The organism is Sphingobium sp. AntQ-1 (genome assembly GCF_028538045.1).
Lineage (GTDB): Bacteria > Pseudomonadota > Alphaproteobacteria > Sphingomonadales > Sphingomonadaceae > Sphingobium > Sphingobium cupriresistens.
In genome coordinates this window covers 283,354-305,215 of record NZ_CP117158.1, presented here as the reverse complement: position 1 = coordinate 305,215, position 21,862 = coordinate 283,354, and the positions used below count along the sequence as shown (strand labels likewise).

The following is a 21,862-nucleotide window of genomic DNA, read 5'->3' as shown; positions in this document are numbered from 1 at the left end:
GCCCTTTTTCTATCAGCTACAGGCGGCGGTGGCCGATGTCGCCAGGCCGCCGGCATTCTTGATTTGCTGGTCGGTTCGTTCGCGCACATTGAAGGCGCTGGTGTAGCGGATCACCTTCGCGCCGAAGATCGAGTTGGTGATCAGCGGCTGATAATTATAGGCCACTTCCACGAACATGACGGCGGTGCTGCTGGCCGCCTTCACCTTTTTGTCGGCGGTCGTGCCCGGTCCCATGCCAAATTTCATGCTGGCGTCGGTCTTGCCATTGTTGGCGACGCCATAGCTGGATGTGAAGCTGCCGCTGCCCCAGCAGCGCTGCCAGCGTATATATTGTCCCTCGTTCGATCCGCTGAGACCGTTCGGCTCCAGGTCCGACAGGAATATCCGGCCATTGGCCTTTAACGCCAGGCTATTGGTCGATAGTTCGGCGCCGGTCATGATTTCGTTGACGTCCGCTTCGTCGATAGACGTGCGCACGCGGGCGGCGTTGTCTGCGACCAGCATCGCCACCTGGCTGACGCGCATATGCGCCAGCGCCAGGTTCGCGCATTCCAGTCCCGACATGCACAGCACGACCAGCACCGGCAGCGAGAAGGCGAATTCGATCAGCGCCAGGCCGCGATCGTCGCGGCGCAGGCGGCGCGTGAGCGCCGAAAGGCGCGGGGGCATGGTCATCATGTGCATTTGATCGTCGGTTTACTCTGGTTCGCCCAGGGCTGATTGCGGACAATGGTGGTCGCGGTGGCGGACTGGGTCGCGCTCCAGCCCAGCATCTTGGCCATCGGGAACAGGCGCGGCATCGACACGGTCACTTCATAATAGACGATGTCGTCGGCGCTGCCGAGGCCGGTCGATCCGCCCGCCGCGTCATAGGCGCCATTGCCATTGGCGTCCTCATAGCAGTCGCCCACATTATAGCTGCCCAGCGGCGCGGTATCGGTGGTGATCTTTTCCGGCTTTCCCACGCGTGAAAAATTATAATAGCTTTTCTTGATCGTGGAGGTTGTGCCGTTCTTCGAATTGATCGCCGCCATCTGGGCATCGATATAGGTTTCGATCTGCGTGCTGTTGAGCGTGCCAACCGATGCGGCGCGGGCCGCCTTCTCCAGTACGCCGCGCGTCACCGCGCGCAGATAGGATTGATAGCCCAAATCGCCGATCGCCATGATTGACAGGATCAGCGGTCCCGCGACAAGACCGAATTCCAGCAAAGTGGCGCCGCGCACATGATCGCGCAGCCGGGCGAGGACATGGGCGACCCGGCCGATCATTGGGAAAGCCTCAATCCGCCGATATTCTTGGCGATATCCTTGAACTTCTGGCGCAGCGTGGACGGATTATAGGCCATGAACCAGTGGTTGCCGCTGTTGGCGCATGTCTGTAACTCGGTATCGAGCATGGCCGAATCGAGCGTGCCCGCTGGTGGCTTGTCCTTGAACCCGACGACCCAGATGGTGATGCCCTTGCCCTTGATGGCATTGCACATCATTTCCAGCCGCCGCTTGTGGATGGCCTTAAGCCCGGTATCGTCCGTGCTCGTGGCCGCGACCCGCCCGTCCAGCGCCTGATAGCCATAGGCGCCATAGACGGACTGATAAGCCGTCAGGTCGCCATCGGTCATGAAGATGATATGACGCGAAATGTTGAAGCCGTTGGGCGCGTTGGCATTTTCGCTGGCGAAGATACCGCTGGGAGACAGGAAGCGCGCGCCCCACATCATGCCGATGTCATGATAGGTGCCGCCGACCGCGATCAGGCCATCGACATAGCTATTGAAACTGCTGGTCATGCCCGTCGGGGTCGCCGTACGACTGGTATAGCTCGCCAGCTTGCGCGCCTTGCTGGGGCACGCGTTCCAGCCGCCAGAGCCAGATCGATAATCATAATCCCGATTATCATTCAGCCAGCGGCCGGCGCGGGTGAATTCCACGTCAGGCCAATGCGGACGCCATTTGGTCGCCTTATTGGTCGGCGCGGTGTCAATTTGCAGATCATAGGCGCCCGATGGTATGTAGGACGTTGATGTCGTCGCGGTGATACTGCTGTCCGTATCGCGTTCCTCGATGCAGCCCGCCCATGTGTTGGTCGCCGACACGGTCGTATTGTTGCCGTCGGTGGTGGCACCAGTCACGGAAGTTGGGTTGGTCGTCGCATTCCCGGTGACATAGTTCGACACGTCCAGCGGATATTGGCCATACTCCCATTGGTAGAATGTCCGGTCTGAGCCGGCCGTGTATGTCGTCGCATAAGTTTTGGCGACGATGTTTTCGCGCCGGACACATTTGCGGTTGTTGTTGCCTGAAGGAGTGTTGGTGGAACCGTTGAAGCTATCGTAGCTGTATGTGGTGGTGGTCGTGTTGGATGGCGCGCTGCCTGTGGTGGCAGGGCTAGATCCGTAGTTGCCGCTCCAACTCGTGCACCCGGAAGCAGACAAGGTCGATGATGTCGATGCATTGTTAGCGTTGCTGGACGACGTATAACAATTATTGAGGCCATATCGCCGGTAGCAGGTCGACGGCGTCGATGATGTCTCATAATAATAAATGGCTCGCCGCGTCTGGTAGTTCCAGGTTTCGCCGGTCGTTCCGCCGACAAGCGCGCTCGACGGCAGCGAATAGCCCACATTCACGGTCGAACTGTACGGCATGAAGCCGTAACGGATACGTCCGGTCGTGTCCGACCCCGCGCCCAGCGTGTCGTAGAAATCCTTCACCGCCAGCTTGAGCGCGGCCAACCGCGTCATGACGGTGCCGTCCGTGTCGGTCATGTTGCTGGACATGGAGCCGGTGGTGTCGAGCACCAGCATGACGTCGGTATTGCCGATGTCGAACCGGCTTTCGCACGTCACGGCGAGCGGCAGGGTCTGATAGCCGAAAATCTTCATGATCGTGGTCGGCATGGTCGTTTCCGCCGTCACCTGCACCGTGGTGGTTTCGCCCGGCTTGCTGCGGATGACCGGGGTGAAGGTTGCGGCCTGGAACGTATTTTGCGGGAAGTTGAAGTCGAAAAACTTGCGCGCTTCGGCGATATCGGTCGTGGACATGGTCGCCCCGGTCATCGCGCGGCGGCCCGCCAGCGCGGCGGAATCGCAGGCCTGCTGCATCCGGGCGCGCGCCATATAGGCGCGGCTCATGTCCAGCCCGCCGCCGATCAGCGCGGCGAGCGGGATGATCGCCGCGGCGACCATCGCCATGACGTTGCCCGCCTGGTTGCCCGCCAGTCGCTTCAGGAAGCCGTGTCGATACTGGTTTACCTTGCCCATTTGCCTGCAATCACCCATGTCGCGCCCAAGAACCCCCCACATCCGGGTTGGGCAGCCTTTCCGCCTATGCAGGCGCACTCGTTAGAATGTGTATGAGGAAGATGGTTAAAGGACCGATAACCTGCGTATCCCCTGTCAGGACAGGAGTCGCGCGATGAGCCTGGACGAAGACGCCGTGCCGCCGTTGGGCCTGTTGCTCGCCGCCCATGCCGGTGGCGCACAAGCGTCGCGGCATCGCGCGCTCTGGGCGTTCGATGCGCGGCTGGCGAAGGTCGCGCGCACCACCAGCGAGCCGATGATCGGTCAGATGCGGTTGGCCTGGTGGAATGACGTCATCGAGGATTCCACAGGCATTAAGGGGCAGGGCGAGCCTGTGGTGGACGCGATGCGGGCGACGGGGGCTTGTGGAGCGCCGGGACTGGTGGGGGTGATCGACGGCTGGGAAATATTGTTGGTCGAACCGGACATCGATATGAAGGGCCTGCGCGATTATGCATTGGGGCGGGGCGGCGGATTGTTCCGGGCGCTGGCTGATGCCGCCGATGCGCCGGACTGGCTGGCGGCGGCGGGGCAGGTTTGGGCGCTGTGGGATCTGGCCGGGCATGTCGGGGACAAGGCGCTGGGGCAAGCGGCGCTGGCTTTGGCGGTCGAAATACTGCCGTCGGTTGAGGGCGTGCGCTGGCCGCGGGGATGGAAGCCGTTGCGGATCGCGTTTACTATGGCGCGGCAGGATGTGTTGGCGGGGCGGGGCGCGCCGCTGGGGATGCCGCGGGCGCTGGCAGGGCGGTTGCTGCGGATCGCGCTTGTCGGACGCTAGCGTGTCGGGATAGGCTGGCCCTCCACGGACGGAGGAGGGCGGCATGGGGCGATTGCTGGCGGGTGGCATGGCGGCGCTGCTGCTGGTCGCGGGCGGCCTGTTCTGGTGGCAGGGACGGGCGGATACGGCGCCGGTGCCCCAGCTTGCCTCCGCTCCGCCACCACCGCCGCAGATAGAAGCGTTGCCGGAGGGCGACCCCGATGCCGTCGGCGATGCGCCGCCAATGCCCGGCGAGGCCAGTCCGCAAAGCCGCGAGCAGAAGCGCTTCGCCCGCTACGACCGGAACCGCGATGGCGTCATCACGCGGGTCGAGATGCTGGGCAGTCGGACCAGGGCGTTCAAGGCGCTGGACAAGGATGGCGACAACCTGTTGTCCTTCGAGGAGTGGGCGGTGGCGACGGCGGACCGGTTCGGCGCGGCGGATGCCGACAAGGACGGCAAGCTGACCCCCGCGGAGTTCGCCGCCACCGCGCCCAAGCGGGCGGCGAAGGCAAAGTGCAAGTGCTGAGCCGATCCGTAAGGGGTCAGGCCAACTCCATCTCCCCCATCCACACGCCGAAGGAGGCGCGGGCGCGGGCGGTATAGGCTTCCTTGCGCTGCTTCTTCTTGATCTCTTCCAGGGGCGGGAACAGGCCGAAATTGACGTTCATCGGCTGATAGTCGGCGCTCACCACATTGCCGGTCACATGGCCGAGCAGCGCGCCCAGCGCCGTGTCGGCCGGCGGCGGGGTCAGGTCGCGGCCCAGCAGTTCAGCCGCGGCGAAGCGCCCGGCGATCAGGCCGATCGCGGCGCTTTCCACATAGCCTTCGCAGCCCGTCATTTGGCCTGCAAAGCGGATATGCGGCGCGCTCTTCAGCCGCAAAGTCGGGTCGAGCAGCTTGGGGCTCTGGATGAAGGTGTTGCGATGCAACCCGCCCAGCCGCGCGAACTCGGCGTTCTGAAGGCCGGGAATGGTGCGGAACAACTCGACCTGCGCGCCATGTTTCAGCTTGGTCTGGAAGCCGACCATGTTCCAGAGCGTGCCGGACGCATTGTCCTGCCGCAACTGCACCACCGCATAGGGCCAGCGACCGGTGCGCGGATTGTCCAGCCCCATCGGCTTCATCGGGCCGTGGCGCAGCGTTTCCGGCCCGCGCGAAGCCATCACCTCGATCGGCATACAGCCCTCGAAATAGGGGGTTCTGGCCTCCCACTCCTTGAACTCGGTCTTTTCGCCGTCGAGCAGCCCCTGGACAAAGGCCTGATACTGGTCCTTGTCCATCGGGCAGTTGATATAGTCCTTCCCCTCGCCGCCGCCGGGGCCGATCTTGTCCCAGCGGTTCGCCATCCAGCACTGGTCCATGTCGATGCTGTCATGATGGATCACCGGCGCGATCGCGTCGAAGAAGGCGAGATGCTCCATCCCCGCCGCCTGGCCGATGCTGGTGGCGAGCGCGGGGGCGGTCAGCGGGCCGGTGGCGATGATGGTCATGCCTTCGGTCGGCACCGTGTCGATCCGTTCGCGCACGATCTCCACATTGGGATGATCGGCGAGCGCGCGGGTGACGGCGCCCGAAAACACATGGCGATCGACCGCCAGCGCGGAGCCGGCGGGCACCTTGGCCGGTTCGGCGCTGGCCATGATGAGCGAGTCCAGCCGCCGCATTTCCTGATGCAGCAGGCCCACGGCATTTTTGTCCGCATCGTCGGAGCGAAAGCTGTTGGAACAGACCAGTTCGGCCAGCCCCTCGGTCTGGTGCGCGGGGGTCATGTCGCCGCTCCCGCGCATTTCCGACAGGCGCACGCGAATGCCGGCCTGCGCCAGTTGCCACGCAGCCTCCGTTCCGGCGAGGCCGCCGCCGATGATATGGACCTGATGATTGGACATGATGCGTATGACTTTATGGCATGTGTTGGGGGATGCGGATGGTGCGGGCGTCCGTGGGACATATCGCCGCTTTGGGCAAGTTCTATAGCCGATGGCGGGCGAGTAGGACAGGGCGCGGTGAGGGGCTTTGGGCGCGGCGGGCGATTGGCGAAGACTGCGAAGTTCACACCGTCGCAGGGTTCGCTTTTGCGAGGGTGTGGGTTGGCAGAGCGGACTTCGCAATAGGAGGGGTTTTGCGAAGTGGTGTTCTTTTGGGTTGCGGCGGGATGGCCTTATGCCTTGTCCAGCAAGGACTGGATCGCCACCGGATCGGCCTCGATCAGCGACAGAAGAACGCGGGCGGGCGCGTCCGGATGGAGGCGATTCTGCTCCCAATCCCGCACAGTGCCCACCGGAATGCGATAGGCCTTGGCGAAGGCGCCTTGCGTCAGCTTGGCAGCCTGACGGATCGCCTTCACATCCGGCCCAGCGACAATATGCCCGCGCGCGCCATCGCCCTTGGCTTAGGCGATGGCATCGGTGAGGCCCGCCATAATGCCGTCGAAATCTTCAGTCTTCATCGTAACGCCTCCTTCAATGCGGCCGTCATCCGCTTAAACGCCTTTTCCTGTGCGTCGGTCAACGTAGCGTCCGCGCTCTTGTGGTACGGTAAGTTTCGACCCTTGGTTGAGAAATATGCTCTGCTGCACAACCTTCCATACGCCGACCGGAAGAACTTCGGCCTAAGTGACTTCTTCGTTATGACTGCATTTGGCCAAGAAAAAGAAGATCGCCAAGCATCGACCGACTCGCCTCCAAAAGAGTGGCTGGAGGCAATGCGGCCGGAAAATCGTTAAATGAATGAGAGATCGTTTGAGCGATCGCTCGCCCGGAGCCTAAATAGCGACAGGTGTCTTCAAACCCCCACCAACGCCCCATCCCCATAATAAGCCGCCTCGTCCAAAATCCCCTCGCGCTTGGCCACGATCACGCCGACCAGCACCTGGCCCGCGACGTTGACCGCGGTGCGGCCCATATCCAGAATCGGGTCGATCGCCAGCAATAGCCCCACGCCCTCCAGTGGCAGGCCCAGCGTCGAGAGGGTCAGCGTCAGCATCACGATCGCGCCGGTCAGCCCGGCGGTCGCGGCCGATCCGATGACGGACACGAACACGATCAGCGCATAATCCACGAAATGCAGCGGGATGCCGTAAAAGCCCGCGACGAAGATCGCCGCCAGCGCGGGATAGATCGACGCGCAGCCGTCCATCTTGGTGGTGGAGGCCAGCGGAATGGCGAAGGCGGCATAGCCCTTGTCGACGCCGAGGCGCTCGGTCACGGCTTCGGTGACGGGCAGGGTGCCGACCGAGGAGCGCGACACGAAACCCAGTTGGATCGCGGGCCAGGCCTTGGCGAAATAGGGGCCGGGCTTCAGGCCATTGGCGACCAGCAGCAGCGGATAGACGAGCAGCAGCACCAGCGCGAGGCCCAGATAAATGGCGGCGGTGAAGGCGCCGAGTTGCGCCAGCGCGCTCCAGCCATAGGTGGCGATGGCGGCGCCGATCAGCGCGGCCGAGCCGATCGGGGTCAGGCGGATCACCCAGCCGAGCAGCGCGCGCACCACCGCGAGAGCTGAACGGACGAAGCCGAGGAAGGGGTCGGCCTTTTCCCCGACCTTCAGGGTGGCGAGGCCGACCGCGATCGAAATGACCAGCAGTTGCAGGATGTTGAAGCTGATGCTGGTGGAGGCGCTGCCGTCGGTGATCTTGGTGCTGCCCGACAGTGCCAGGCTGTTGGCCGGAACCAGCCCTTTGAGGAAATCGAGCCAGCCGCCCATATTCTCGTTCTTGCCCATGGCGAGCGCCGTGCCGTGCAGGCCTGCGCCCGGCTGGACGATGACGCCGATGGCGATGCCGATCGCGACGGCGATCAACGCGGTGATGGCGAACCAGAGCAGGGTCTGCCCGGCCAGCCGCGCGGCGTTGTCCAGCGCGCGCAGATTGGCGATCGACGCGACGATGGCGGCGAAGACCAGAGGCGGCACGATCGCCTTCAAGAGCGAGACGAAGATCGACCCGACCGTCTTGAGCGCGGTGGCCAGCCAGTTGAGGTCGCCATCCGGCCCCGCGCCGATCTGGCGGGCGACGAGGCCCAGCAAGAGGCCAACGACCATGCCGGCCAGAACCTGAAATCCGAAACTGCGATAAGGAAGGGCCATGTCTGTTTCCTCTGGGCGACCGGCCGCCTATATCGGTTGGCGGTCGGCCGATTGCGCGCAAGCAATTCTTGACGTGTGTATAACAGGGATAAGGTGGCCCTCTTTCCGCTGTGGTGGATCAACGCATTGGCGCGACCGATCCGCTATGCCAGACAGGCGATATCGATCCATCGGGGAGTTGCAAACTATGATGATGCGCGGCGCATGTTCGGCTTTGGCGCTGCTGGCGCTGCCGCAGGGCGCGATGGCGGCGGCGGATGCCGGGGCGGCCAAGGCCATTTTGATGCGATCGGTCGCGATCAAGACGGTGCAGGGCGAGGGGCAGGTGCCCAAACTGGCGGCCTATTATGCGGGGGTGCTGAAGGCCGCGGGCTTTGCCGATACGGACATCGTCATCACGCCGATGGGCGAGACGGCGACCCTCGCCGCGACGATAAAGGGGAGCGACCCGACGCTGAAGCCCATGGCGCTGATCGGCCATATGGATGTGGTCGCGGCGGACCGGGCGGACTGGACCCGCGATCCGTTCGTGCCGGTGGAGGAGAATGGCTACATTTTCGGGCGCGGGGCGGAGGATAATAAATATGACGTCGCGATGATGGTCGCGACCATGGCGCAGTTGAAGAAGGAAGGCTGGAAACCGCGCCGCACCGTCATCCTGCTTTTGTCGGGGGACGAGGAAACCGACATGGTGACGACCAAGGCGCTGGCGGGGCAATATAAGGACATCGAACTGCTGCTGAACGGCGATGGCGGCGGCGGGCTGCTGAACGACGAGGGCAGGCCGGTGCTGTACCAGTTGCAGGCGGGCGAGAAGAGCTATGCGGATTTCGAATTCGCCTTCACCGATGCGGGCGGTCATTCGAGCGCCCCGACGCCGGGCAATCCCATTTATCGGATGGCGAAGGCGATCGACGCGATCGCGGCCTATCAGTTCCCGCCGATGCGGAACGCACTGACCAGGGCGTCGCTGGCGCTGTCCGCCGACCGGATCGGCGGCGACGTGGGACAGGCGATGAAGCGCTATGCCGATACGGGCGATGCGGCGGCGGCGGAGCTGCTGTCGACCCGGCCGGAATTTGTCGGGCAGGTGCGCACCACCTGCGTCGCGACGATGGCGAGCGCGGGTCATGCGCCCAATGCGCTGCCGCAGAGCGCGAAGGTCGTTGTGAATTGCCGCATCTTCCCCGGTGTCGCGATCGACGATGTGAAGGCGCAACTGGTCAAGGTGGTGGCCGATCCGAGCGCGCGTGTGAAGACGCTGGGCGATCCGCTGGCCAGCGATGCGTCACCCCTGCGCGCCGACGTGATGAAGGTGGTGCGCGACGCGGTGATGGCGCGGGCGCCCGACATTGCGGTGATGCCGGGCATGTCGGCGGGGGCGACCGACAGCCTTTATTTTCGCGCGCTGGGTGTGCCGAGCTATGGCGTGTCCAGCCTGTTCATGAAGGCGGAGGATGGCTTCGCCCACGGGTTGAACGAACGGGTGCCGGTGGCGGGGATTAGGGAATCGCTGGAGCAGTGGGACGCGGTGGTGCGCGGGCTGGCGAAGTAGGGGACGGGCTTACCCTCTCTATCCCGTTCGGTTCGAGCAGCTTCGAGCGAAGTCGAGAAGCGTCCGTCGAGAACAGTTCTCGACAAGCTCGAACCGAACGGGGGTAGGTGTCGGGTAGGCGCTTAACCCCGCACCGCAATCCCGTTGGCGGCCGACAGCACCGCCTGCACCGACGCCGTCGCGACATCCGCATCGGTGCCGACGCCGAACACGGTGCGGCCGTCGGGGGCGCGGCATTCGACATAGGCGGCGGCGTTCACGTCGCTGCCTGCGCCGATCGCATGTTCGCTATAGTCGGCGATTTCGAGCTGCACGCCGAACTCGTCGCGCAGCGCGGCCAGCACCGAAGAGAGCAGGCCGTTGCCCCGCCCGGAAATGGAGCGTTCCACGCCTTCATGCACGATCTTGCCGGTGAAGATGCGGTCGCCCGCCACGCCGCTCTCATGATAGTCGATCAGGCTATAGGCCTGATCCCCCGACAGGCGGTAATGGGTCTGGAACGCGCTCCAGATGTCGGCGGCGTTGAGTTCGCGGCTGCTTTCGTCGGCCATCGCCTGAACGACCTTGGAAAATTCGGCCTGCATCCGCTTGGGCATCTTATAGCCCTTGTCCTGTTGCAGCACCCAGGCGACGCCGCCCTTGCCCGATTGCGAATTGACGCGGATCACCGCTTCATAATCGCGGCCCAGATCCTTGGGGTCGATTGGCAGATAGGGCACGTCCCAGATCAGGTCGTTGCGCGCTTCCTGCGCGGCGAAGCCCTTCTTGATCGCATCCTGATGGCTGCCGGAAAAGGCGGTGAACACCAGTTCGCCGGCATAGGGGTGGCGCGGGTGGACGGGCAACTGGTTGCAATATTCGACGGTCTGGATGACCTCGTCAATGTCGCTGAAGTCCAGCAGCGGGTTGATGCCCTGCGTGTACATGTTGAGCGCCACGGTCACGATGTCGCAATTGCCGGTGCGCTCGCCATTGCCGAACAGGCAGCCTTCGACACGATCCGCGCCGGCCATCAGGCCCAGTTCCGCCGCCGCGACGCCGGTGCCGCGGTCGTTATGCGGATGCAGCGAGATGACGACGCTGTCGCGCCTGGAGATGTTGCGGCACATCCATTCGATCTGGTCGGCATAGATGTTGGGCGTCGCGCATTCGACCGTCGCGGGCAGGTTCAGGATCAGCGGACGATCGGGCGTGGGTGCAAGAATGTCCATCACCGCCTCGCAACATTCCAGGCTGAAATCCAGCTCCGCGGTGGAGAAGGTTTCGGGCGAATATTCGAAATGCCAGTCGGTGTCCGGCTGCTTGGCGGCATTGTCGCGCAGCAGCTTGGCGGCGTTGACGGCGATCTCCTTGATCTCCGGCCGGCTCATCTGGAACACGATGTTGCGCCAGGCGGGCGACACGGCGTTGTAGACATGGACGATCGCCTTGGGCGCGCCGCGCAGCGATTCGAAGGTGGTGGCGATCAGGTCGGCGCGCGCCTGGGTCAGCACCTGCACGATCACGTCGTCGGGGATTGCGCCGTCGCGGACCAGCCCGGAAATAAAGTCGAATTCGGTCGCGCCCGCAGCGGGGAAGCCGATCTCGATCTCCTTGACGCCGACCTTGAGCAGCAGGTCGAAGAAGCGGCGCTTCTTTTCCGCATTCATCGGGTCGATCAGCGACTGGTTGCCGTCGCGCATGTCGGTCGACAGCCAGCGGGGCGGGGCGGTGATGACCTGCGCAGGCCATTGGCGATTGGGCAGGTCCACCTGCGGGAAGGCGCGGTATTTCTGCGAGGGATCGGTCAGCATCATGGGATCAAACTACTTCTTTGCCAGCGGCGCGCGGGTCGGCGCTTTCCGGTATACGACTTGACTGCGATGAAGGCCCTTAGGCGGATCGGTGCTGCCCATAGTCGAAAGGCAGCATAAAAACCACGCCTAAGGGCGTGTAAGTCGTAGCAGGGTAAGAAGGCTGACGCTCTGCATGATGCGTCCCCTTACCCCTTTTGTGGGGGAGGGGTAAAGCTCATAATTGGGCGCGGCTGAAAATGGCGTCGATGCTGAGGTCTACCTTGTCGGATACGAAGGGGCGGCCGAAGCCCATGCCGAACTGGCTGCGTTCGACCGTCATGGCGCCGGAGAAATGCATGGTGGACAGGCCCGGCGCTTCGTCCGGGCCGGACGCCTCTTTCAGGGTCGTGCCGACCAGCCGGACGGAGAGAGTGACGGGACGGGTCTGCCCGTGCATTGTCAGTTCGCCGGCAATGGGCGTGGGCGCATCGCTGCGCGCCAGCGGGGCATTTTGCGCGATAAAGCGGATGGTGGGAAATTTCGCCATGTCGAAGAAGCTGTCGCCCTTCAGCATCGCGTCGGTGGAGGCGTCGCCGGTGGTCAGCCTTTCGACCGGGAAGCTGATGTCGACGGTCGCGCGGTCGGGCTGGGCAGGGTCGATCACCACCGCGCCTTCGGGCGCGACGAAGTCGCCTTCATAGCCGCCGACCAGCGCCTTCACATGAAAATGTACCCTGGTCGCCACACTATCGACCTGATAGCGGCCGGGTGCATAAAGGGCTGGCGGCGCGGCGGCCGCCGGCACAAGCGCGACGATGCTTAGGAGCAGCGCGGCTTGTGCCGGACGGCGCACGGCTTATTGCTTTTCGAAGCCGGCGATGATCTTCAACTCGATCGCGTCGCCGACGACCGGCACGCCATAGCCCATGCCGAATTCGCTGCGCTTGATCGTACCGGTGGCGACGAAGCCGACATTTTCCTTCTTGCTCATCGGCTGCACGCCAGCGCCGTAAAATTCGGCGTCGAGGGTGACGGGCTTGGTCACGCCCTTGATGGTCAGGTTGCCGGTGATCTCGGCGCCGCTCGCGCCTTCGGGCTTGACGCTGGTGGACACGAAGGTCGCGGTGGGGAATTTGGCGGCATCGAAGAAATCGGCCTTCATCAGATGCTCGTCCAGCTTCGCGACGCCGGTGCGCAGATTGGCGACGGCGAATTCAACCGATACCTTGGATGCGGCCGGGTTGGCCTTGTCCAGCGTCAGCGTGCCGGTCGGTTCGGCGATCGTGCCGGCATTATTGGTGAAACCCATATGGTCCCAGGCGAAAACGACCTGCGTATGGCCGCCATCGACCTTATAGGCGCCGCCGGTGACCTTGGCGACGTCCTTGGTGCCGGGCGCAGCGGTTGGCATCTGGGCGACGAGTGCGGTGCCGCCGGCAATAGCGATCAGGGCGGCGGCGGGGATGAGGAACTTCTTCATGAGACAGACTCTCCAAAACGATCAAGGGGCGCAGCTTGAATAAGCCACGCCCCTCGATTGTTCCAGAGCCGTAACCGGAAACGGATCGTTCCCTTTTCGGCCGCAAGATGGAAGCAGGAGAATTGAGCACAACGCCGTTCGTGCTGAGTAGAGGCTGAGCTTGTCGAAGCCTCGTATCGAAGCATCCTTCGATACGCCATTTCGACTTCGCTCAATGGCTATTCAGGACGAACGGTTTTTGTGACCGTCAGTTCTTTTCCTGGTCCACCAGCTTGTTGGCGCCGATCCAGGGCATCATGGCGCGCAGCTTGGCGCCGGTTTCCTCGATCGGGTGGCGCTGGGCCGCGATGCGGCTGGCCTTGAGTTCCGGCTGGCCAGCGCGGTTATCGAGGACGAAGTCCTTGACGAAGCGGCCCGACTGGATGTCGGCCAGCACGCGCTTCATTTCCTTCTTCGTTTCTTCGGTGATGATGCGCGGGCCGGTCTTGATATCGCCATATTCGGCGGTGTTCGAGATCGAATAGCGCATGTTGGCGATGCCGCCCTCATACATCAGGTCGACGATCAGCTTGAGTTCGTGCAGGCACTCGAAATAGGCCATTTCCGGCGCGTAGCCGGCTTCGACCAGCGTTTCGAAACCGGCCTGGACCAGCGCGGTCGCGCCGCCGCAGAGGACAGCCTGTTCGCCGAACAGGTCGGTTTCGCATTCTTCGCGGAAGTTGGTTTCGATGATGCCGCTGCGACCGCCGCCGACGCCGCTGGCGTAGGACAGGGCGATGTCATGCGCATTGCCGGTCGCGTCCTGATGGACGGCGATCAGGCAGGGAACGCCGCCGCCGCGCTGATATTCGGAGCGCACGGTGTGGCCCGGACCCTTGGGCGCGATCATGATGACGTCCACGTCCTTGCGGGTTTCGATCAGGCCGAAATGGACGTTGAGGCCATGGGCGAAGGCAAGCGCCGCGCCGGGGCGCAGGTTGGCGTGGATGTCGTCGGCATAGATGGCGGCCTGATGCTCGTCGGGGGCCAGGATCATGAGCACGTCGGCCCAGGCGGCGGCTTCGGCGTTGGGCAGAACCTTGAAGCCTGCGCCTTCGGCCTTCTTGGCGGACGGCGAACCGGCGCGGAGCGCAATGGCGACTTCGGCGACGCCGCTGTCGCGCAGATTCTGCGCATGGGCGTGACCCTGCGAACCGTAACCCAGGATGGCGACCTTCTTGCCCTTGATCAGGCCGATGTCCGCGTCGTGATCGTAATAAACCTTCATGTCTCTTCCCTTTTCATATCCTGACCCTCTCCCTTGAGGGAGAGGATACGAAGACTTGGGCCGACAGGCCCTAGTCGAAGTTGGTGAGGGGGAACCACCGGGTGTTGGCGCTTGCGTCGCCCTCACCCTCCCACCGTTGCGCGGCGGGCCCCTCCCTCTCCCCCGTGGGAGAGGGGTCAAATCCTCAGTTCGCTTCCTTGCCGCGGATCAGGCCGACGACGCCGGTGCGGCCGACTTCGACCAAACCGATCTGGCGCATCAGGCCGACGAAATTATCGATCTTCTCGGTCGTGCCGGTGATTTCGAAGATGAAGCTTTCGATCGTCGTATCGACCACCTTGGCGCGGAACACGTCGGCCAGGCGCAGCGCCTCGATCCGGTCCTCGCCCACGCCCGCGACCTTCACCAACGCCAGTTCGCGCTCCACGAAGGGACCGGCTTCGGTCAGGTCGGTGACCTTGTGCACCGGCACCAGCCGGTCAAGCTGGGCGATGATCTGGTCGATCACCTTGGGCGGGCCGTTGGTGACGATGGTGATGCGGCTGACGCCATGGTCCTGCGTGATGTCCGCCACGGTCAGGCTGTCGATATTATAGCCGCGCGCGGTGAACAGGCCCGCAATGCGCGCCAATATGCCCGCTTCGTTCGAAACGGTCAGCGACAGGACGTGCCGCTGGCTGAGTTCTTCCTGGATATGCATCAGATGCTTGTCCCGTTATCCGTAACTGCCGCGCCATCATGATCGTCATGGCGCTGCGAAATCATCGCGATGAAGGCATAGTGCCAGCCGCCGTCCTGTCGATGGGCGAGGCGAACGGGAAAGCCCGTCACCGCGTCGAACATGCGGACCAGATGTTCGCCCACATAGCGGGGACCGGCCAGCAGCGTGCCGATATGCCGCCCGTTAAAGTCGAACCCCTCGTCCAGATGCACTTCCCATTCCTCATTGTCCGGGACGGCATGATCGGTGGTCCAGCCGGCGATGTCGGCCGTGCCCGCGATCCGTTCGAAATCCCAAGGCTCCGTCACATGGATGCGGAGCTTCAGATGCTGCGTCACAGGACGGCCATCATACCAGCGCCTTCGCCTCGTCCGACATCACGCCGGCAATCTGGTTGGGATCAAGCAGCATGTCGGTATGGGATGCGCCCGACGGAATCATCGGGAAGCAGTTGGACATTTTCGCGACGCGGCAATCGACGATCACCGGACCGTCGGTTTCCAGCATCTGGCGGATGCCGGCCTCCAGCTCCTGCGGCCCCTCGATCCGGATGCCGGTCCAGCCATAGGCTTCGCCCAGCTTCACGAAATCGGGCAGGCTGTCCGAATAGCTGTTGGAGTAACGGCTTTCATAGGTCAGTTCCTGCCACTGGCGAACCATGCCCATATATTCATTGTTCAGGATGAAGATTTTCACCGGGAGGCGATACTGGCTGGCCGTGCCCAGTTCCTGGATGTTCATTTGAATCGAGGCGTCGCCCGCGATGCAAATGGTGATACTGTCGGGATTGCCCATCTGCGCGCCGATGGCGGCCGGGAAGCCATAGCCCATGGTGCCAAGGCCGCCGGACGTCAGCCACTTGTTCGGCGCGTCGAAGCCGAAATGCTGCGCCGCCCACATTTGGTGCTGGCCGACTTCGGTGGTGATGATGACGTCCTTGCCGGTCGCCTGCGTCGCGGCATAGAGGTTCGCGATCGCGCGCTGGGGCATGATCTCGACGCCGTTTTCGGCATAGTCCAGGCTGCGCTTCGCACGCCAGCCATCGATCCGCGACCACCATTGCGTCAGATCGACTTGTCTGTGATTGCGCTGCTTCCACAGGGCGATCATGTCTTCCAGCGCGCTGGCGATGTCGGCGACGATGGGAACATCGACATCGACGATCTTGTTGATCGAGCTGCGGTCGATATCGATATGGACCTTGCGGCTGCCCGGCGCAAAGGCGTCCAGACGGCCGGTGACGCGATCGTCAAACCGGGCGCCGATGCACAGGATCAGGTCGGCCTGGTTCATCGCCCAATTGGCTTCGAACGTGCCGTGCATCCCCAGCATCCCCAGCCATTGCTCGGACGACGCGGGAAAGGCGCCCAGGCCCATCAGCGTCGATGTGACGGGCGCGCCGGTCAGCGCGGCGAGTTCGCGCAGCAAGGCGCTCGCCTGCGGGCCGGAGTTGATGACGCCGCCGCCGGTGTAGAAGACCGGGCGTTCGGCCGCGGCGAGCATTTCGACCGCCGCGTCGATTCCCGCCGCGTCCGCCTTCGTCTGCGGACGGTAGCTGGCATGGACCTTCAGTTGCGGCTTCGCATAAGGCGCGGTCGCGATCTGGACGTTCTTGGGGATATCGACGACGACCGGGCCGGGGCGGCCGGTGGTGGCGATATGGAACGCCTCATGAATCACTTCTGCCAGCTTGCCGGGCGTCTTGACCAGATAGTTGTGCTTGGAACAGTGGCGCGTGATGCCGATCGTGTCGGCTTCCTGGAAGGCGTCGGTGCCAATCAGTTGCGTCGGCACCTGGCCGGTGATGACGACCATCGGGATCGAATCCATCAGCGCGTCGGTGATGCCGGTGACGGCATTGGTCGCGCCGGGACCGGACGTGACCAGCACGACGCCGGGCTTGCCGGTCGATCGGGCATAGCCCTCCGCCATGTGGGTCGCGCCCTGTTCGTGGCGGACCAGCACATGCTTGATCGTGGGATGATTGTAGAGCGCGTCATAAATCGGCAGCACCGCGCCGCCGGGATAGCCGAACACGACCTCGACACCGAGATCGATCAGGCATTCAACCAATATGTCCGCGCCGCTCTTTTCGGCCACGATAAAATCCTTCTGTTCTAGGTGCAGGGCGACGTCCTTTGCGACAGCACGCCTGCGATGGCAAGGAGGCTGCCTCTAGTGGACATAAAATGACGGGTCAACCCCTATAGTTGTAATTTAATTACTAATTCGTCGGTAATTTTGGCATCTATTTCTCGTTCCTCGCGCGGCCAAGTCGGCGGGGGCTGGTTCGTGAACCAGGTATATTGGCGCTTGGCATATTGGCGGGTGGCCAGGGTCGCCTTCGCGATACAGCTGTCCAGATCGCTGTCTCCGCGCAGATAGGCGGCGATCTCCGGCACGCCGATCGCGCGCATCACCGGCAGGTCGGGGTGGAGGTTGCGGGTCAGCAGCGCCTCCACTTCGGCGATCGCGCCAGCCTCGACCATCTGCGCGAAACGGCGGTCGCAGCGGTCGACCAGCCAGTCGCGCGGCGGGCGCAGGATCATGGGGGCCAGGGTGATGCGGCCCGCGATGCCGCCTGCCTTATGCTGCTGCCATATCTTGAGCGGGCGGCCCGTCGAGCGCACCACCTCCAGCGCGCGCGCGATGCGGGTGGCATCGGCCGGGGCCAGGCGGGCGGCGGCTTCGGGGTCTTCGCGGGTTAGCGCGGCATGGGCGTCGGCGACCGGCAGGGCGCGCACGGCGGCGCGGATGTCGAGGTCGATCTCCGGCACCGGGGCGATCCCGTCCAGCAGGGTGCGGATATAGAGGCCGGTGCCGCCGACCAGCACCGGCAGCTTGCCAGCCTCATGGGCCGCATCGATCTGCGCCTTCGCCTCGGCCGCCCAGCGCGGGGCGGTGCAAGCCTCCACGCCATCGATATGGCCGAAGAGGCGATGGGGGACGTCGCCCATTTCCGCCGCGCTCGGCCGGGCGGACAGGATGGCGAGGTCGGCATAGACCTGGCTGGCGTCGGCATTGATGACGATGCCGCCGGTGGCTTTGGCGAGCGCGATGGCCAGCGCGCTCTTGCCGCTGGCGGTGGGTCCGGCAATAAGCGCGACGCGCGGGCGGGATTCGCTCGAAGATGGTTCAGGAGTGTGCATGTTCGTCGCGACCTTAGTGGCAAGTGATCGAATCGGGCAGGGGGATATTGCCGCCGCCGCTGATCGGTTGCGCAATGCAGGCTGCGAACCGGGCGATGTCGCATGGCTGGACGAGGGCAAGGCCGCCGATCTCTTCTTCACGATCGATCCGGTCGCGGCCCGCGCGGCGCTGACCGGCGTGGGCGACAAGGTGGACGTGATCGTCCAGCCGGTAGAGGGCCGCGCAAAGATGCTGCTGATCGCGGACATGGATTCGACCATGATCACCGTCGAGTGCATCGACGAACTGGCCGACTATGCGGGCATCAAGCCGCAGATCGCCGAAATCACCGAGCGGGCGATGCGCGGCGAACTGGATTTCGAGGGCGCGTTGCATGGCCGGGTCGCGCTGCTCAAGGGCCTGCCCGACAGCGCCATCGACCAGTGCAGGGAAGAGCGCGTGGTCGTCATGGGCGGGGCCAAGGCGCTGGTCCGCACGATGAAGGCGCGGGGCGCGAAGACCTTGCTGGTGTCGGGCGGCTTCACCCGCTTCACCGGGCCGGTGGCGGACGAGATCGGTTTCGACGCGAACGTCGCCAATGTGCTGGAGATCGCCGACGGCGCCTTGCTGGGCACCGTGACCACGCCCATCGTGGACGCCGCGCGCAAGCGGACGGAACTGGAGGCGGCGATCGCGGGCGGGATCGACCGGGCGCTGACGCTGGCGGTGGGGGATGGCGCCAACGACATTCCGATGATCCAGGGGGCGGGGCTGGGCGTCGCCTATCGCGCCAAGCCGGTGACGCGTGCCGCCGCCGCCGCCGAAATCGTGCATGGCGACCTGTCGGTGCTGCTCTATGCGCAGGGCATCCCCTCGGCGGAATGGGCTGAGTAGGGCAGCGTGTTCCCGCCTACGCGGGAACACCTTCGTCTGCTTATGGCGGCTCGCCGCTGATCGGCCACGCTTCATCGTCATTTCGTTCGAGTAATGGATTTTATTCCGTGCCCGCACGTTGGGATCGAGCCGCATGGGTCGCGGCGAGGAGTCTAACGGCGCAAGGCGGCCTGCCGCCCAGGCGTTCAGGGAGTTTCTATGCACTATAAATATCTGGCTTTGGCCGCTGGCGGGCTATTGGCGCTCAGCGCTTGCGCCAAGAATGAGGCGCCGGTCACGGCCGCGCCGCCGGTCGGACCCGGCGCCATCGCCGGCACCGTCGCGGCCGATCGCGATGGCGACGGCTATGTCGATGGCTATTATACCGCCGATGGCATCTACCACGCCGTCCAGGGTCCGCCTTGCCCGCCGCCGCCGCCGCCGCCGACCCGCCGGGGAGAACGCGGCTGATCCACGCGGCTTTTCGGGCGCGGCGAGTTCGTCGCGCCCCTTCGCTTTCGCTGCTTGCCTGTCTGCTGGCCGCCGCCGTAATTCCCCACGGGGTGCAGGCGCAGGGCGCCGCGGCCGACAAGGCCGCCCAATCGAGCGTCGCCGCCGAAATTCGCGCGGGCGTCAGCGGCAAGCTCAGGGATTTCTACAGCCCGCGCGGTTTCTGGCCGCTCTGGGTTGAACAGGATCGCATCGGGCCGCAGGCCGACGCGCTTCTGGCGTTGATCGCGGATAGCGAGGCCGATGGCCTGAGCCCGCGCGACTATGACGCGCGCGACCTCAAGCGCCTGATCGACGTGGCCGACACCGAGGGCAATACCAAGGCGCTGGCCCGCGCCGACCTCGCTCTGTCGCGCGCCTTCGCCGCGCTGGTCGCCGACATGCGCCGCCCGGCCAGGGGCGTGAAGATGCGCTATATCGATCAGGAGGCGGAACCCAAACCGCCCAGCCCGGCCGATATTGTGCGCGCCGCATCGCTGGCCCCATCGCTCACCGACTATATCCAGACCGCCGGGTGGATGAGTCCGCTCTATATGCGGTTGCGCAGCGCGCGGGCGCATTATCTCGACACATGGGGCGGACTGCCCGCGGTGCAGATCCCCGAAGGCGTCAAGCTGCGCCCCGGCGGCAAGGCGCCAGAAATCACGCTGCTGCGCCATCGGATCGGCCTGTCGGACGGCGTCGCCTATGACAAGGCGCTGGCGGCGAAGGTGAAGGCGTTCCAGACCGACCATGGCCTCAAGCCCGACGGCGTCGCCGGCGCGATGACGATTGCGGCGCTGAACGACGGGCCGGACCGCTACGACCGGCTGCTGGCGCTCAATCTGGAACGGGCGCGCGTCCTGCCCGGCCCATGGACCCGCCATGTCGTGGTGGACGCCGCATCGGCGCGGCTATGGTATTATAGCAAGGGCGCGCTGGACGGCACGATGAAGGTCGTCGCCGGGACGAAGGAAACGCAGACGCCGATGATGGCGGGGATGATCCGTTATGCGACGCTCAACCCCTATTGGAACATTCCGTCCGACCTGGTGGAGCGCAAGGTTGCGCCCAAGATCCTGAGCGGCGCGTCGCTGAAAAGCCTGCGTTATGAAGCGCTGTCCGACTGGAGCGCCAATCCTGCGCCGCTGGCGCAGAGCGCGATCGACTGGGAGGCGGTGGCGGCCGGACAGAGCGAAGTGCGCGTGCGGCAGTTGCCCGGCGGCACCAACGCCATGGGGCGGATCAAGTTCATGTTCCCCAACGATCTGGGCATATATCTGCACGACACGCCCCAGCGCGACCTGTTTGCCAAGAAGGATCGCCATTATAGCAATGGCTGCGTCCGGCTGGAGGATGCGCAGCGATTGGGCCGCTGGTTCTTTGGCAAGACGCCGACGACCGACAGCGATGCGCCCGAACAGCATGAACCGCTGCCCCAGCCGGTGCCGGTGTTCCTGACCTATCTGACCGCGGTGCCGACCGCGCAGGGGGTGCAGTTCCTGCTGGATGTTTATGGGCGGGACGGGGAGTGAGGCTATCACTCAAACCGTTCGCCCTGAGCGAAGTAGAAGGGTTTGGCTGAGCGGAGCGAAGTCACTTCGCTTCGCTCAGCCCGAACGGACGTCGGGTTTAATGTCCGATCCCCGCCACCATCCACAGGGCCATCGCGACCATCATCACATTCTCGGTCAGGGACACAAAACCCAGCGGGACATTGCTGCCGCCGCCGACGCAGGCGCATTTGAGCTCGCGCTTTTCGACATAGACCGCCTTGAACACCGATACCGCGCCGATGCCGCCGATGAACAGGGCGACAGGGATCGAGAGCCAGTCGAGCGTCCGCGTCAGCATCAGCACGCCCGCGCCCAGTTCCAGGAAGGGATAGACGAGGCCATAGGGCGGCAGGCGGCGGGCGAGCAGGTCGTAGTTCAGGAACATGGTCGCGAACCGGTCCACATCCTGCAATTTCAGCATGGCGAGCAGGATCATCGCGATCGCGACGAACCGCTCCAGCGTCATGAAGGAAACGAGCGGCAGGAACGTCAGCCAGTCGACCGCCAGCGCAAGCAGCGCCGCCACGGCGAACACCGCCAGCACCGGCACATAGCTGGTCGCGTTGGGGTCTTTGACCTTGAGGCCGAGATAGCGGCGCAGATTGTCATAGCCGCCGATCCGCTGACCGTCGATGACGATTTGCGGCGTGGTCTTGACGTCATACTGCGCCTTGAATGCGTCGGTTTCCGCGCGGGTCTTCAGCCAGTGATCGTCCACATCATAGCCGTGGCGTTTAAGCAGCCAGCGCGCCTTGACGCCATAGGGGCAGATGTGGCCGGGCATCACCATGCGATAAATGCTGGCGCTGCGTTCGCCGGTTTTGGGGTCGGGGCTGGTCATCTTGGCATCCTTGGTCATGGGACGGATGCGCC

At 64.2% G+C, this 21,862-nt stretch carries 22 protein-coding genes; 7 read left to right on the top strand and 15 right to left on the bottom strand.

The features are described 5' to 3' along the window. Positions 1-12 precede the first annotated feature (12 nt). Genes sphantq_RS01525 through sphantq_RS01515 form a run of 3 tightly spaced genes read right to left on the bottom strand, consistent with a single transcriptional unit; the run spans position 13 to position 3,262 of the window. Positions 13-678 carry a TadE/TadG family type IV pilus assembly protein gene (locus tag sphantq_RS01525; protein ID WP_272799401.1) on the bottom strand — a complete coding sequence of 222 codons (666 nt, stop codon included), beginning with the start codon at positions 676-678 and terminating at the stop codon, positions 13-15. Further along, positions 675-1,271 (bottom strand): TadE/TadG family type IV pilus assembly protein, encoded by a 597-nt coding sequence (locus sphantq_RS01520; protein ID WP_272799400.1) that lies wholly within the window; start codon positions 1,269-1,271, stop codon positions 675-677. Before sphantq_RS01520 ends, sphantq_RS01525 begins: the two co-directional genes overlap by 4 nt. After that, on the bottom strand, positions 1,268-3,262 hold the full coding sequence (locus tag sphantq_RS01515; protein ID WP_272799399.1) for a TadE/TadG family type IV pilus assembly protein: 1,995 nt from the start codon (positions 3,260-3,262) through the stop codon (positions 1,268-1,270). The genes sphantq_RS01520 and sphantq_RS01515 overlap by 4 nt, the downstream gene beginning before the upstream one ends. Before the next feature lie 154 nt (positions 3,263-3,416). Here sphantq_RS01515 and sphantq_RS01510 point away from each other — a divergent pair, with 154 nt between their 5' ends. Beyond that, positions 3,417-4,079, top strand: a complete 663-nt coding sequence (locus sphantq_RS01510) for a hypothetical protein (RefSeq protein ID WP_066603164.1) — start codon at positions 3,417-3,419, stop codon at positions 4,077-4,079. A gap of 43 nt (positions 4,080-4,122) precedes the next feature. After that, entirely contained in the window at positions 4,123-4,587 is a 465-nt protein-coding gene (locus tag sphantq_RS01505; protein WP_066603161.1) for an EF-hand domain-containing protein, read from the top strand. A gap of 16 nt (positions 4,588-4,603) precedes the next feature. On the opposite strand, the gene trmFO is transcribed toward sphantq_RS01505, so the two are convergent. Both trmFO and sphantq_RS01495 read right to left on the bottom strand, forming a co-directional pair. Then, entirely contained in the window at positions 4,604-5,947 is a 1,344-nt protein-coding gene (gene trmFO / locus sphantq_RS01500) for a methylenetetrahydrofolate--tRNA-(uracil(54)-C(5))-methyltransferase (FADH(2)-oxidizing) TrmFO (RefSeq protein WP_272799398.1), read from the bottom strand. A 272-nt stretch (positions 5,948-6,219) separates the two neighbouring features. Then, positions 6,220-6,405, bottom strand: a complete 186-nt coding sequence (locus tag sphantq_RS01495; protein WP_272799397.1) for a helix-turn-helix domain-containing protein — start codon at positions 6,403-6,405, stop codon at positions 6,220-6,222. Between the two features lie 18 nt (positions 6,406-6,423). Here sphantq_RS01495 and sphantq_RS01490 point away from each other — a divergent pair, with 18 nt between their 5' ends. Beyond that, positions 6,424-6,783 (top strand): hypothetical protein, encoded by a 360-nt coding sequence (locus sphantq_RS01490; RefSeq protein ID WP_272799396.1) that lies wholly within the window; start codon positions 6,424-6,426, stop codon positions 6,781-6,783. Between the two features lie 59 nt (positions 6,784-6,842). Here the strand turns inward: sphantq_RS01490 and sphantq_RS01485 are convergent, their stop codons facing one another. Beyond that, positions 6,843-8,144 (bottom strand): dicarboxylate/amino acid:cation symporter, encoded by a 1,302-nt coding sequence (locus sphantq_RS01485; protein WP_272799395.1) that lies wholly within the window; start codon positions 8,142-8,144, stop codon positions 6,843-6,845. Positions 8,145-8,331: 187 nt separating this feature from the next. On the opposite strand from sphantq_RS01485, the gene sphantq_RS01480 reads away from it, so the two are divergent. Then, positions 8,332-9,699, top strand: coding sequence for a M20/M25/M40 family metallo-hydrolase (locus tag sphantq_RS01480; protein WP_272799394.1), 1,368 nt, complete (start codon positions 8,332-8,334; stop codon positions 9,697-9,699). 122 nt (positions 9,700-9,821) lie between these two features. On the opposite strand, the gene leuA is transcribed toward sphantq_RS01480, so the two are convergent. From leuA to miaA, 8 genes are all read right to left on the bottom strand, one after another. Continuing rightward, positions 9,822-11,495 carry a 2-isopropylmalate synthase gene (leuA, locus tag sphantq_RS01475; RefSeq protein ID WP_066603135.1) on the bottom strand — a complete coding sequence of 558 codons (1,674 nt, stop codon included), beginning with the start codon at positions 11,493-11,495 and terminating at the stop codon, positions 9,822-9,824. Between the two features lie 214 nt (positions 11,496-11,709). Beyond that, positions 11,710-12,327: a YceI family protein gene (locus sphantq_RS01470; RefSeq protein WP_272799393.1), complete on the bottom strand. Its 618-nt coding sequence runs from the start codon at positions 12,325-12,327 to the stop codon at positions 11,710-11,712. A gap of 3 nt (positions 12,328-12,330) precedes the next feature. Beyond that, a complete protein-coding gene (locus sphantq_RS01465) occupies positions 12,331-12,954 on the bottom strand; it encodes a YceI family protein (RefSeq protein WP_066603133.1) in 624 nt (207 codons plus the stop codon). A 247-nt stretch (positions 12,955-13,201) separates the two neighbouring features. Continuing rightward, positions 13,202-14,221, bottom strand: a complete 1,020-nt coding sequence (ilvC, locus tag sphantq_RS01460; RefSeq protein WP_066603130.1) for a ketol-acid reductoisomerase — start codon at positions 14,219-14,221, stop codon at positions 13,202-13,204. A 184-nt stretch (positions 14,222-14,405) separates the two neighbouring features. Then, a complete protein-coding gene (gene ilvN, locus sphantq_RS01455) occupies positions 14,406-14,921 on the bottom strand; it encodes an acetolactate synthase small subunit (protein WP_066603127.1) in 516 nt (171 codons plus the stop codon). Next, complete coding sequence (locus sphantq_RS01450; RefSeq protein WP_272799392.1) at positions 14,921-15,280, bottom strand: hypothetical protein; 360 nt, start codon at positions 15,278-15,280, stop codon at positions 14,921-14,923. Before sphantq_RS01450 ends, ilvN begins: the two co-directional genes overlap by 1 nt. Before the next feature lie 10 nt (positions 15,281-15,290). Then, entirely contained in the window at positions 15,291-17,042 is a 1,752-nt protein-coding gene (locus tag sphantq_RS01445; RefSeq protein WP_129926325.1) for an acetolactate synthase 3 large subunit, read from the bottom strand. A 104-nt stretch (positions 17,043-17,146) separates the two neighbouring features. Beyond that, complete coding sequence (gene miaA, locus sphantq_RS01440) at positions 17,147-18,091, bottom strand: tRNA (adenosine(37)-N6)-dimethylallyltransferase MiaA (protein ID WP_272799391.1); 945 nt, start codon at positions 18,089-18,091, stop codon at positions 17,147-17,149. Between miaA and serB the strand changes: the two genes are divergently transcribed. The 3 genes from serB (at position 18,090) to sphantq_RS01425 (ending at position 20,968) form a co-directional block, all read left to right on the top strand. Next, entirely contained in the window at positions 18,090-18,965 is an 876-nt protein-coding gene (serB, locus tag sphantq_RS01435) for a phosphoserine phosphatase SerB (RefSeq protein ID WP_272799390.1), read from the top strand. The genes miaA and serB overlap by 2 nt on opposite strands. A 198-nt stretch (positions 18,966-19,163) precedes the next feature. Continuing rightward, positions 19,164-19,415: a hypothetical protein gene (locus sphantq_RS01430; RefSeq protein ID WP_272799389.1), complete on the top strand. Its 252-nt coding sequence runs from the start codon at positions 19,164-19,166 to the stop codon at positions 19,413-19,415. A 62-nt stretch (positions 19,416-19,477) separates the two neighbouring features. After that, the gene (locus sphantq_RS01425) at positions 19,478-20,968 is read left to right on the top strand and encodes a L,D-transpeptidase family protein (protein WP_443021546.1); all 1,491 of its coding nucleotides are present in this window, start codon (positions 19,478-19,480) and stop codon (positions 20,966-20,968) included. 97 nt (positions 20,969-21,065) lie between these two features. On the opposite strand, the gene sphantq_RS01420 is transcribed toward sphantq_RS01425, so the two are convergent. Then, positions 21,066-21,830 carry a glutaredoxin family protein gene (locus sphantq_RS01420; RefSeq protein WP_272799388.1) on the bottom strand — a complete coding sequence of 255 codons (765 nt, stop codon included), beginning with the start codon at positions 21,828-21,830 and terminating at the stop codon, positions 21,066-21,068. Positions 21,831-21,862 lie beyond the last annotated feature (32 nt).

Coding starts and splice junctions, on each gene's coding strand:
- sphantq_RS01525 (WP_272799401.1), bottom strand. CDS start 678: ATGATGACCATGCCCCCGCGCCTTTCGGCGCTCACGCGCCGCCTGCGC.
- sphantq_RS01520 (WP_272799400.1), bottom strand. CDS start 1,271: ATGATCGGCCGGGTCGCCCATGTCCTCGCCCGGCTGCGCGATCATGTG.
- sphantq_RS01515 (WP_272799399.1), bottom strand. CDS start 3,262: ATGGGCAAGGTAAACCAGTATCGACACGGCTTCCTGAAGCGACTGGCG.
- sphantq_RS01510 (WP_066603164.1), top strand. CDS start 3,417: ATGAGCCTGGACGAAGACGCCGTGCCGCCGTTGGGCCTGTTGCTCGCC.
- sphantq_RS01505 (WP_066603161.1), top strand. CDS start 4,123: ATGGGGCGATTGCTGGCGGGTGGCATGGCGGCGCTGCTGCTGGTCGCG.
- trmFO (WP_272799398.1), bottom strand. CDS start 5,947: ATGTCCAATCATCAGGTCCATATCATCGGCGGCGGCCTCGCCGGAACG.
- sphantq_RS01490 (WP_272799396.1), top strand. CDS start 6,424: ATGCCCGCGCGCGCCATCGCCCTTGGCTTAGGCGATGGCATCGGTGAG.
- sphantq_RS01485 (WP_272799395.1), bottom strand. CDS start 8,144: ATGGCCCTTCCTTATCGCAGTTTCGGATTTCAGGTTCTGGCCGGCATG.
- sphantq_RS01480 (WP_272799394.1), top strand. CDS start 8,332: ATGATGATGCGCGGCGCATGTTCGGCTTTGGCGCTGCTGGCGCTGCCG.
- leuA (WP_066603135.1), bottom strand. CDS start 11,495: ATGATGCTGACCGATCCCTCGCAGAAATACCGCGCCTTCCCGCAGGTG.
- sphantq_RS01465 (WP_066603133.1), bottom strand. CDS start 12,954: ATGAAGAAGTTCCTCATCCCCGCCGCCGCCCTGATCGCTATTGCCGGC.
- ilvC (WP_066603130.1), bottom strand. CDS start 14,221: ATGAAGGTTTATTACGATCACGACGCGGACATCGGCCTGATCAAGGGC.
- ilvN (WP_066603127.1), bottom strand. CDS start 14,921: ATGCATATCCAGGAAGAACTCAGCCAGCGGCACGTCCTGTCGCTGACC.
- serB (WP_272799390.1), top strand. CDS start 18,090: ATGTTCGTCGCGACCTTAGTGGCAAGTGATCGAATCGGGCAGGGGGAT.
- miaA (WP_272799391.1), bottom strand. CDS start 18,091: ATGCACACTCCTGAACCATCTTCGAGCGAATCCCGCCCGCGCGTCGCG.
- sphantq_RS01430 (WP_272799389.1), top strand. CDS start 19,164: ATGCACTATAAATATCTGGCTTTGGCCGCTGGCGGGCTATTGGCGCTC.
- sphantq_RS01420 (WP_272799388.1), bottom strand. CDS start 21,830: ATGACCAGCCCCGACCCCAAAACCGGCGAACGCAGCGCCAGCATTTAT.